Origin of the sequence: Methylobacterium sp. 37f, from assembly GCF_023093475.1 — a bacterium.
Taxonomy (GTDB): domain Bacteria; phylum Pseudomonadota; class Alphaproteobacteria; order Rhizobiales; family Beijerinckiaceae; genus Methylobacterium.
The window spans coordinates 40,213-50,752 of the sequence record NZ_JAGHKN010000037.1; the positions used below are offsets into that span (position 1 = coordinate 40,213).

General features: G+C 70.2%; 9 protein-coding genes and 1 pseudogene. 5 read left to right on the forward strand and 5 right to left on the reverse strand.

The features are described from left to right. Window positions 1-23: 23 nt before the first annotated feature. Window positions 24-683 (reverse strand): sigma-70 family RNA polymerase sigma factor, encoded by a 660-nt coding sequence (locus J7U37_RS20100; RefSeq protein WP_338011504.1) that lies wholly within the window; start codon window positions 681-683, stop codon window positions 24-26. A 254-nt stretch (window positions 684-937) separates the two neighbouring features. Here J7U37_RS20100 and J7U37_RS20105 point away from each other — a divergent pair, with 254 nt between their 5' ends. Continuing rightward, on the forward strand, window positions 938-1,192 hold the full coding sequence (locus tag J7U37_RS20105; RefSeq protein WP_247636862.1) for a hypothetical protein: 255 nt from the start codon (window positions 938-940) through the stop codon (window positions 1,190-1,192). A gap of 85 nt (window positions 1,193-1,277) precedes the next feature. On the opposite strand, the gene J7U37_RS20110 is transcribed toward J7U37_RS20105, so the two are convergent. Next, window positions 1,278-1,601, reverse strand: coding sequence for a helix-turn-helix transcriptional regulator (locus J7U37_RS20110; protein ID WP_056184440.1), 324 nt, complete (start codon window positions 1,599-1,601; stop codon window positions 1,278-1,280). Window positions 1,602-2,061: 460 nt separating this feature from the next. Here J7U37_RS20110 and J7U37_RS20115 point away from each other — a divergent pair, with 460 nt between their 5' ends. From J7U37_RS20115 to J7U37_RS20125, 3 genes are read left to right on the forward strand one after another with little or no spacing between them, the layout of a single operon-like run. Beyond that, window positions 2,062-3,828, forward strand: a complete 1,767-nt coding sequence (locus tag J7U37_RS20115) for a type I secretion system permease/ATPase (RefSeq protein ID WP_056184438.1) — start codon at window positions 2,062-2,064, stop codon at window positions 3,826-3,828. A gap of 18 nt (window positions 3,829-3,846) precedes the next feature. Further along, window positions 3,847-5,193, forward strand: coding sequence for an HlyD family type I secretion periplasmic adaptor subunit (locus tag J7U37_RS20120; RefSeq protein WP_247636863.1), 1,347 nt, complete (start codon window positions 3,847-3,849; stop codon window positions 5,191-5,193). A gap of 39 nt (window positions 5,194-5,232) precedes the next feature. After that, on the forward strand, window positions 5,233-8,538 hold the full coding sequence (locus tag J7U37_RS20125; RefSeq protein WP_247636864.1) for a hypothetical protein: 3,306 nt from the start codon (window positions 5,233-5,235) through the stop codon (window positions 8,536-8,538). Between the two features lie 69 nt (window positions 8,539-8,607). On the opposite strand, the gene J7U37_RS20130 is transcribed toward J7U37_RS20125, so the two are convergent. After that, window positions 8,608-9,039, reverse strand: coding sequence for a sigma factor (locus J7U37_RS20130; RefSeq protein ID WP_247636865.1), 432 nt, complete (start codon window positions 9,037-9,039; stop codon window positions 8,608-8,610). A 306-nt stretch (window positions 9,040-9,345) separates the two neighbouring features. Between J7U37_RS20130 and J7U37_RS20135 the strand changes: the two genes are divergently transcribed. Beyond that, window positions 9,346-9,867 carry a DUF1993 domain-containing protein gene (locus J7U37_RS20135; RefSeq protein ID WP_056480977.1) on the forward strand — a complete coding sequence of 174 codons (522 nt, stop codon included), beginning with the start codon at window positions 9,346-9,348 and terminating at the stop codon, window positions 9,865-9,867. A 78-nt stretch (window positions 9,868-9,945) separates the two neighbouring features. On the opposite strand, the gene J7U37_RS20140 is transcribed toward J7U37_RS20135, so the two are convergent. Next, on the reverse strand, window positions 9,946-10,428 hold the full coding sequence (locus tag J7U37_RS20140) for a helix-turn-helix domain-containing protein (RefSeq protein WP_247636866.1): 483 nt from the start codon (window positions 10,426-10,428) through the stop codon (window positions 9,946-9,948). Further along, a pseudogene (locus tag J7U37_RS20145) lies at window positions 10,429-10,540 on the reverse strand (IS630 family transposase); the annotation flags it as partial.

A 10,540-nucleotide genomic window follows, 5' to 3' on the forward strand; every position in this document is an offset into this window, starting at 1 on the left:
CCCGGCAACGATCGCCGAGGCGCTCAGGCCGAGAGCCGCTCCTCCGACAGGCCGAGCGAACCGGCCAGGAAGGCGCGCGCGCGGCTGACCCGGCTCTTCATGGTTCCGGTCTGTGTGCCCACGAGGGTGGCCGCCGCCTCGTAGGTCAGGCCCTGGCCTGCCACGAGCAGCAGGGCCTCGCGCTGCACGGGCGGCAGCTTGGTGAGGACGGACCAGACCTTCTGCAACTCGATGCCGTGCTCCTGGGAGGGCAGCGCGATCATCTGGGCGGCCGCGGCCCCATCGGCATCCTCGACCTCGCGCCGGGCCTTGCGGCATTCGGTGTAGAACTGGTTGCGCAGGATGGTGAACAGCCACGCCGTGAAATTGGTGCCGGGCTGAAAGCGGTGCTGGTGCGTCCACGCCTTCAGCACCGTCTCCTGCACGAGATCGTCGGCCCTGGATGGCTGCACCGCCAGCGACTTGGCGAAGGCGCGCAGGCCCGGAAGCGCGGCGATCAGGTCGTCGCGGAAGGTGGAGGTCGCGGCCGGACTCTGCCGAGACAGAGTCGCCTGGAGCTGGTCGATGAGGTCGAGGAGGCGCTGGGGCGGCGCGTCGTCCAGGCTGGCAGCGTAGAAGGTCTGCAACTCGCGGCTCAGGTGGTCGCGCAAGGCCGGGGGCAGGCCGGGCCGGGTGTCGGACACGGCATCCATCCGGCACGCTACGACCTTCCGACCCGAGGGCCTCTCACCACCTGGCACCATGGCCTTCTCCTCTGCCGCCCGCGACACCCTCCCGGGGTGTACAGTGAATACAATATGGCACTCTCAGGCAACTCTCAAGATCGGACTTGGTCCGGAATCGACCAGGAGGAACCGCCTGCGCCCTGGGTCGGTCCCGCTGCCCCTGTGCCGATGCGCCCCTTTCCACCTCAGGGCGCGTGGCTTATGGCTCGCGCATGCCACGCGGTGTGTCCTACCGGATCGAGGACAGGTTGGACGGCCTGTTCGATGTCGTCGTCACGCTCGACTCGGGCAAGGTCTTCCGGCGTGCCGGCAGTGCCTCACGCGCCGAGATCGATCAATGGATCGAAGATCTCCGGGCGCTGATGGCGGCAATCGGTGCCCCGGTCTCACCGGCCGACACCGCATCGATCGAGACCCCCGGGGTGGTTTCGAACGCCGTCCACCCGGCGAACGATAGAGACAGCTGAGGGGCTGGCTCAAGCGAGGCCCTGTCTTAAGCGCCGAACTGGCGCGAGGTCCGGTGCGCCCCGGAGGGCCGCAGGCCGGGATGCCTCAGGCGTCCGCTGGCCCGGCCGTCTCGTCGCTCTGGAACAGGATCCCGTAGGTAATCGGATCATAGAACCGCATCAGGCTCTGGACGAGGTCCTTGGGATCGACGTCGAGCGCTTCGGCCCAGGCGCGGTAGCGATCGGGCGGAATCCGTCCACGCCCCGTCTCGAGCTGGGAGATGAAGGTGTAGTACTCGGCGCCGACGAGGTTCGCGAGCTGCCGCTGCGACAGGCCGCGCGCCTCGCGCAGCTCCTTGAGATAGCGCCCACCCTCCCGGCGCAGTTCCAGCACGCCCTCGGAATCCAGGCGTTGGTGATGAGCGTACACGAGAGGCGGCCTTCCCGGATGCGACGGCTGAGCGACGCTCAGCTTGTACAGTGAAGTTCATATAGGTGAACACCGGCCGCGAAGTCCAGACGTTAACGCTGTTGGCCGAAAACCGCCGCCGCCCGTACGCCGGGCGGGTTCGTGGACGCGCAACGGGTTCCTGGGCAAAATACCGGTTTCCAGGCAAGGTGCTTGGAAAGATTCCAGTCTGCGCTATGGTCCGCTCAAGCGTTCGCACTCGGACCTGGCGTAGAGACGGAGTCGATGCACCGGATGCAGTCCCAGGGTGCGCTGACGAAGGAGCCGGCTTTGCTGAGCGGGATACGTCGGCCGAGTGTGGAGCGTCCTGTGCAGAACTCGGGCTCGGAAGTGTTCACCGTCGCTGTCGTTGCGAAACGTCTTCGCCAAATTTCTCGGCGGCCCGCTCCCGTCGTCGCTTCCCGCCCGGTGAGCGCGCGCGATGAGCGATGACGCGGTGCGATCGATTCTGGGCAACGGCCTCCGGGCGATGCGGCCGGTGCTGGCGACGGCCGTGCTGTTCGGCTTCTTCATCAACCTGCTGCTCTTCGTCAGCCCGCTCTACATGCTTCAGATCTACGACCGCGTGCTGCCCAGCCGCAACGAGACGACGCTCGCCGGCATCACGCTGATCGCCGCCTTCGGCCTGGCCGTCTACGCGGCGTTGGAGATGCTGCGGTCGCGCCTGCTCGTGCGGGGCGGCATGATCTTCGATCAGCAGATCGCGAACCAGATCTTCGATGCGGCCCATCGCGGGACCTTGCTGAGGCCGGGCGCCCAGCACGAGACCGCCTTGCGGGACGTCGACATCCTGCGCGAATTCCTGACCGGGAGCGGCATCCTGGCCTTCTGCGACCTGCCCTGGACGCCGATCTTCCTCGTCGCCTGCTTCGCCCTGCATCCCTGGTTCGGCTGGATGGCCTTCGTCGGCGGCGGCACCATCCTGGCGCTGACGCTGCTCAACGAGGTCGCCACGCGACGCCCCCTCCAATCCGCCAACCAGGTGTCCCGCGTCGCCGGTCAGCAGGCCGGGGCGACCTTCCGGAACGGGGAGGTGCTTCAGGCGATGGGCATGCTCGCCGCCATGCGCACCCTCTGGCGCTCCCGCCACGACGAGGTGCTGAGGCTCCAGGCGCGGGCGAGCGACCGGGCCGGCATCATCATCGCGGCGACGAAGTTCATCCGCCTGCTTCTGCAGATGCTGGTCCTCGGCGCCGGCGCCTACCTCGCCATTCACCGGGAGATCACGGCGGGATCGATGATCGCCGCCTCAATCATCATCGGCCGCGCCCTCACGCCGATCGAGGGGGTGGTCGGCAACTGGAAGAGCTTCACGGGCGCCCGGGCCAGCTACCGCCGCCTCGCCGCCCTGCTCGCCGTGGCCGGCCCCGAGCCGCGCCGCCTCGCCCTGCCGCGCCCGCGCGGATTCATCGAGGCCACCGCCCTGTCCGTGGCGGCACCGGGCGCCTCCCGGCCGATCCTGAGCGAGGTGGCCTTCACCTTCGAGGCCGGCAGCGTCGTCGGCATCATCGGCCCCAGCGCGGCGGGCAAATCCACCCTCGTCAGGGCGATCACGGGCCTCTGGCCTCTCCTCGCCGGCAGCGTGCGCATCGACGGCTCGGACCTGCGCCATTGGGACCAGCAGGAACTCGGCCGCCACGTCGGATACCTGCCGCAGGACGTGGAGTTGTTCGAGGGAACGGTGGCGCAGAACATCGCGCGCTTCGATGCCGGCGACGATGCGGCGATCCTGGCGGTGGCTCAGCGCGCCGGTTGCCATGAGCTGATCCAGGCGCTTCCCGACGGGTACAACACGGTGATCGGACAGGGGGGACACGGATTGTCGGGCGGCCAGCGCCAGCGCATCGCCCTGGCCCGCGCGATGTACGGCGACCCGAGCCTGATCGTTCTCGACGAGCCCAATGCGAGCCTCGACCAGTCGGGCGAGGTCGCGCTGATGCGGGCCGTGGCGGACCTGAAGGCGGCCGGGACCACCATCGTGATCGTGACCCACAAGCTCAGCCTTCTGACGAACGCCGATCGGGTGCTGGTGCTGAATGGCGGCACCGTGCAGACCTTCGGACCGGCCGAACAGGTCCTCGGGCAGATCGCCGGTCCGCGCGCGGTGCCCACCCGGGTGCCGGCATCCGGCAGTGCCGCGCTGCCCGAACCGTGTCGCGCCCTCGACGCGCAGCGGAATGCGGGGTGAGCGATGGCCGAGGCCCGGATGACGACCCCGCTCGCAGACCCCGTGCTCGTGTCCCCGGCCCGCGCCCGCAATCCGGCCGGGATGACCGACTGGCGCTGGTACGCGGCGGCCGGTTACGCACTCATCCTCCTGACCTTCGGCGTCGTCGGGACCTGGGCGGCCTTCGTGCGGCTCGACCGTGCCGTCATCAGCCCCGGGGTGATCGTCGCCGAGGGCAGCCGTAAGAGCGTCCAGCATTTCGAGGGTGGGATCGTCCAGGCGGTTCTGGCGAAGGACGGGCAGGCGGTCCGGGCCGGCGATGTCCTCCTGCGCGTCGACCCGCTGCAATCCCGTGCCAGCGCGGACCTGTTCCGCAGCCAGCTCGATGCCGCCCTGATCCTGGAGGCCCGGCTTCGGGCCGAGCAGGACCAGGCCGCCGAGCCGGCGCTGCCGCCCGAGATCCTGGAGCGGCGGACGGACGGTCCCATCGCCCACATGATCGCCGACCAGGCCAGCCAGCTCGCGGAGCGGCAGGCCTCGTTCCAGCTCCAGCTCTCGCTCACCGAGGCCAAGGTCACGCAGCTGAACACGGAGATTTCAGGCCTCGCCGTCGAGAAATCCGCTGTCGAGCAGCAGGTCGCCCTGATCCGGCAGGAATTGGAAGGCCTGCGCAGCCTGCGCGAGAAGGACCTGATCCCGCTCTCGCGCGTCCTGATGATGGAGCGTGAGCGGACGCGTCTCGAAGGCGTGATCGGGCGCTCGGTCGCGGAGACGGCGAAAGCCCGGAACGGCATCAACGAGGCCGGGATGCAGGCCGCGCAGCTTCGGCAGAAGCGCCAGGAGAACCTGACCGCCCAGCTGCTCGAGACGCGCCAGAAGATCGTCGAGCTGCGCGAGAAGCTGGTCGTGGCGCAGGATGTCCTGCGCCGGCACGAGGTTCGCGCGCCCTCCCCCGGTGTGATCCAGGACCTGAAGGTCTATACGATCGGGCAGGTGATCCGTTCGGGCGAGCCCCTGATGGAGATCGTGCCCACGAGCGACCGACTGGTGGTCAGCGTCCAGTTCGCGCCGAACGACCTCGAATCCGTCCATGCGGGGATGCGGGCGGAGATCAAGTTCCCGGCTTTCCAGAGCCGCCGGATGCCGGCGATCTTCGGAAGCCTGACCACCGTCTCCCGCGACCGTCTGATCGACGACCGGACGAAGCAGGCCTATTTCGCCGGCACCATCGAGATCGACGACCGGGCGCTGCCGGACGACGTGCGCCCGCGCCTGATCGCGGGCCTTCCCGCCGAGATCGTCGTCTCGGCGGGCGAGCGCACCGCGCTCGACTACCTTCTCGCGCCCTTCTTCGACGCAGTGGGACGCGCCTTCCATGAACGATAGGATCGGGTTGATGGTGACGTGCGCGCAGGTGAGGTCCCGATGAGTGCGATCATCTCGTTGTTCCCGCCGGCTTCGACGCGCCGGGGCGGCTGGTCGCAGCAGGAACTCGCGGAATTCTACCGGGTCGAGGCGGCGCTCCTGCGGGCCGGCCTGTCCATCGCCAGCGAGCAGGGCCTGAGCGACGAGGGCGATCCCTGGTTCGTCTTCTGCCGCCCGGACGGCGACGAGATCATGCATTTCGCCCGGATCGACGGCAGCTACCTGATTGCCTCGGAGGCCCTCGACGGTCTCGCGCGCGGGCGGGATTTCCGCGCCCTCATCAATCACGTCGCCCAGCGTCATCCCGAGCTTCTGCCGATCCCGAGGGCCGGCGATGGCACCCGCCTCGCCGTCCATCCGGCCGCCCTGCTCGCCGCGCTGGTCGCGGCCGCGGCCTTGAGCCTGTCGCCGGACGACGCCTTCGCGAGCGAGGGGCCAGCCCGCCTCCCGGGCCTCGCACCGGCCGGGAGCGCGGGACCCGACGCGCATCTCGGCTCGCCGGACGTGACGCGAACCGGGACTTCCGCGGAGCGGGACGGCCATCGCAAGCACGCCGACGCCATCCTGCTCTCGGCCATGATCTTCGCCGCCAACGCGTTCACTCCGGATTCCGCCGAGGCCCGCACCGGCCCGGATCTCCTCTCCGGAGCGTCGGCGGACGGCGATCCCGGGTTCGGAAGCCGTGGCGAGTCGCTTCAGGGTCCCGTGGCCGACGAAGCCGGACGGGCCGCGACCTCGGGCGGACCGCTTCCCGCGCGCGCGGGCGGACCCTCGGGCAGCGGCTCCCCTGTGGCGGCCGTCGAGGCCGGCGGCGCCCCCGGGCGCCACCAGGATCTGCCGGAGCTGGCGAAAGCCCCGGGCCCCCAGTTCGGCCGGGACCTTGGCCAGGATCTGGGCCGCGAGGCGGATGGCCTGGCCCGACGACAGGCCGCGCCGGCCGGCGACGCGTCGCGGACGTCGCTACAGGCCGAGACCAAGGCGTCTTCCGGTGCGACCGAGGCGGATGCGGCGCACCGCACCGCGACGTCGGGCGCGCCGGGACCGGCCTCGGAGGGGGCCGCCGGCGCCCCGGCGGCGGCCGCCGGAGCGGAACCAGGAACCGGGCCGGTTTTCTCGTTGGAGGCGGCGACGCACGAGGGCTACGCTCCGGCCAAAGCCGCGTCGGCGCCTAAGGCCGCGACGGGCAGAGGCCCGGATCGCTCCGAGACCGCTTCTTCCCAGTCCGTATCTTCCCAGTCCGTGGCCGCGCAGACCGAACGGGGCGAGTCGGGCCGCTCCGATGGGTCATCGGAGAAGCGAAGCTCCGGCTCGGACAGCCGAGGCAAAGACTCGGACAGCCGTGGCGAAGGCTCGGACAGCCGTGGCGCGGCCTCGGAGCATCGCGGCGAAGCCTCGGACAAGCGGGGCGCCGCGTCCGAGACGGACAACGCGACCGACCCGGCCGCCGCGGGGCGGGGACAGAAAAACGCGGACACGGGTCGGTCCGCCCCGACCGCCGACAGCCCTCATTCGCCGGACCGCGATAACGGCTCGTCCGGGTCGTCGCAGCAGGCGGGTTCCAAGGCACCCTCCTCGTCCTCATCCTCATCCTCCGGCGACCGAGATACGCCCGACGCCGCATTGTCGAAGACCGCCGAAGCGGGTTCGAGCGCCGAGCGGAACGCCGCCTCCGACAAGCACATTGCCCAGGACCCAAGCCACACGCAGGCCGCCTCGGCAGCCGAGTCGGAGACCGGATCGCACGCCCAACCCGACACGGGTGATCGGACATCCGCCGAGGCGGGCCAAGGCCAAAGCGAAGGCCAAGCCGGGTCCGCCCGCAGCGCGGGCGGCGGAGCGTCCGAGCGTGGCGCTTCCGGCAATGGCCGGGCCGAGGCTGGCCGGGCCCAGGCTGGCAGTGCCGGCGATGGCGACCCGGACGGCGTGACGCTGCGCGGGTCGGAGGCGCACGCCAGCACCGAGTCCGAGGCGCCATCGCGCGGTGCACCCGGTTCGGCTGGGGCGGCCCACGCGCAGGCCGAGACCGGAACGGCCGCCGACGCCGCGACCGCCGATTCTGCCAAGGGCGAGCGAGCGGATGCACACCCCTCTGGCAGCCACGCCGCACCGATGGCTGCCGAAGCGTCGTCGCACGCCAAGGTCAAATCGGCTGGGTCGGACTCGTCATCGGCCGGTTCCGCGACCGGCGACCCGGAGGAGCGGCATACCGGGACGATGGCGGACGGCTCGGCATCATCGCACGCCCCGGCGGGGTCTTCGCACGCATCCGCAGCATCTTTGCAATCATCGGCGGGGTCTTCTCACGCTTCGGCAGGCGCTTCGCACGCATCGGCGGAATCGTCGCGTGCCTCGGATGGCGACCACCCGGCCCCCGCCGGTCCGTCCGGCCATTCGGAGGCTGCAGCGAGAGGCGCCGAGGCTCCGAAGGCCGATCCGGCGTTCGCCACGGCGTCACCCGCCGCCGGGCACGGCGCCGACGAGGGGGCGTCTTCGACCCAAGGCGACCTTGCTGGGCACGGCCACAGCCACGCGGCCACACCGAGGACGATGCCGTCGGAGGCCGCGTCCGCGCATTTCGCTCCGGAGGCAGGACCCGCCCCGGAGGCAGAACTCGCTTCGGAGACGGGACCCACACCGCCGGCTCCGGCGGGTCAGGCGCCGGGCGCCAGCGCCAAGGCACCCGGTCACCTCGACGATTCGGGCTCGGGCGCCGGCGCGGCGCAGGATGCCACCCTCACGGGAACCGGCGACACGGCCGCCGACCGGGGCGCTCCGCCCCCCGTGGCGAGGTCTTCGGCGATCGACGGACACGGCCAGGGCGCATCGGGGGCGGCTCCGGACGTGCCGCCCGCCGCGGACCCCGCGCCCGAACCTGCAGGCCCCAGGTCATCGGCACAAGAAGACACCGGCAAGGCACCGGGGCACGACACCGGCAGGGCGCCCCCACAAGACGCCGGCGATACGGCGACCCAAGACACCGGCAAGGTGCTGGCGCAAGACACTGGCAAGGTGCCGGCGCAAGAGACCGGCAAGGCACCGGGGCACGACACCGGCAACACGGCGGCCCACAGCCCCGGCGACGCGGCGGCCCAGGATCAGGCGTCTCACCTCAAGGACGCGAATCCCCCGAAGCCGCTCGCCGCCAGCGTCGATGACGGCGGCAACCTGGTGTTTTCCGCTCCGAGTCCGGATGCGCCGTCGCCGGCCTTGGGCCACAAGCCACCGGACGATCTCGGACACGCCAAGATCGGGCTGGTGGGCATTCAGGATCACGGCGGGGCGCACCACCTGGATTTCCATACCTGACCGGAACGGTGGGACACCGTCGCCTCGGCCGCTTCCGACAGGGGGCGTGGTGCCGTGCTCCGCGCCGTGTCAGCTGCGATGCTGGTCGCGCATGAGGGTGAAGGCCCAGGCTTTCAGGTCGGTGCCGGGCGGAAAACGGTCCTGGTCCTGCCAAGCCTTCAGGAGCGTCTCCTGCACGAGGGCTTCCGCCCCACCGGTCCCTCTCGCCAGCGCATGGGCGAAGCGCCGGAGATCCGGAAGGAGTGCGAGAAGGTCGTGGCGGAAGGTGTCCGGCTGCTGCCGGTCGTACGCGTCCAGGGCGGTCTTCAGCCGGGATACGCGGTCCTGGAGATCGTCCGGCATCCGGACGCCGAAATCGGTCGCATAGAGCCGGCGTAAACCGGCGCCCAGACCCAGGCGCAGACCCGCACGGAGGGGCGGCCGGCGGTTCGGCTCGTCCTGGCGGCGCGCCGCGGAGGCTTCACCGGGGGATTCGGGCAAAGGATCCGATTGGGACGCCATGGCCGACCCGGTACTCCATCGTTCCCGATCCATCGTACAGTAAGTTTGTAATAGATGTTCGCTGTATGGCTATCAAGGCCCGAGGCCTTGGGCGGTCCGGGGGCATCCGAACGGCAGGAAGTCTCCGGTGCGGCGCTCGGTTCAGGCTGCGGCCCGAGCTTCGTCGACAGGTGCGCCGTCGACGGGCGATGCGGGCGCTTCCGGGTTCTCCAACGGTCGACGCGGCCGCTCACGGCATGTGCGGCCGCTCACGGCATGTGCGCGCGCTCACCGCGTCCGTTGGAGCGGATGCCGTAGCCATCCCGGATGAGCATCAGCATCCACGACGTCAGCGTCCCGATCTTCGTCAATGCGCTTCGCAGCATGAGCGCGTGGCTCGACAAGGCCGCCTCGGAAAAGCCGGAGGCCGAGCTACTCCTCGGGCGCCTCGCGCCCGACATGCGGGCCTTGCCGGCGCAGTATCAGATGGCCTCCGACAGCGCGAAGAACGCCGTGGCGCGGCTGGCCGGGATTTCGGCGCCCGCGATGCCGGACACCGAGGCCAGTTTCGCCGAACTCAAGGCACGCTGCGCCAGGACCATCGCCTTCGTCGAGAGCATCGACCCGGCGGCGCTGGCGTCGAGCGCGGACCGCACGGTCGAGCTGACATTCCCGAACGGCACGGGATACCGCTTCACGGGGCAGGCCTATCTCACAGGGTTCGCGCTTCCGAACTTCTTCTTCCACGTCACCACCGCCTACGGAATCCTCCGCAGCGCCGGGGTGAGCCTCGGCAAGCCCGATTTTCTGCAGCATCTCGGGCCGCCCAACATCAAGGCCGCGCCGTAGGCGCGTCAGGTCCCGCCCTTCCCTCGGTCCCCGGGAGGATGGGTGCCCCTCCTCGGTTTCCAAGAGGATGGGCGCCAGCTAGAGTCGAACTGCCTCGCGGTAGTCCCGTGGTGCGAGGCCGAACCGGTTCTTGAAGGCGCGGCTGAAGGCCGAAGCATCGCGGTAGCCGCAGGACAGCATGATGTTCGTGATGGTCTTCTCGAGGGCGCCTCGAAAGGACAGCCGGCGGCGAGCCCGGTTGAGCCGTGCGTCCCGGATCGCGGCGGCGAGGCCGCCATTGGTGGCGAAGGCCTTGTATAGACGGGTCCGGGAGACCTTCAGCGCCACCCGGATCCCATCGGGCGTCAGCGCCGGATCGTGGAGGCGGCGTTCGATGTAGGCGCCTGCCAGCGAGCGAAGACCGACCGTCGAGAGCGCGTCGCCGGGGGATCCGGTCTCCCGATCCATGACGCCCCTCAGGAGATGCAGCACGGCGCCGAAACCATGGGCCGTCTCGGCTTCGGACATCCGCTCGATCGAACCGGCGAACGATCGCAGGTAGCTGGCTAGAGCGGTTTCCACCTACTCCGGATCGTAACCGGCGGCAGCGAAGTAGTTTGCGCACTCGGTTGGGGTGAAGGCGTCGAGCAGATTGCCGACGACAGTCCAGAGCCGATCGACCGTGCGCTCGGCC

Bases quoted from the DNA above. Each gene is read 5' to 3' on its own strand.
- J7U37_RS20105 (WP_247636862.1), top strand. From the start codon at position 938: ATGCCACGCGGTGTGTCCTACCGGATCGAGGACAGGTTGGACGGCCTG.
- J7U37_RS20125 (WP_247636864.1), top strand. From the start codon at position 5,233: ATGAGTGCGATCATCTCGTTGTTCCCGCCGGCTTCGACGCGCCGGGGC.
- J7U37_RS20135 (WP_056480977.1), top strand. From the start codon at position 9,346: ATGAGCATCAGCATCCACGACGTCAGCGTCCCGATCTTCGTCAATGCG.
- J7U37_RS20115 (WP_056184438.1), top strand. From the start codon at position 2,062: ATGAGCGATGACGCGGTGCGATCGATTCTGGGCAACGGCCTCCGGGCG.
- J7U37_RS20120 (WP_247636863.1), top strand. From the start codon at position 3,847: ATGACGACCCCGCTCGCAGACCCCGTGCTCGTGTCCCCGGCCCGCGCC.
- J7U37_RS20130 (WP_247636865.1), bottom strand. From the start codon at position 9,039: ATGGCGTCCCAATCGGATCCTTTGCCCGAATCCCCCGGTGAAGCCTCC.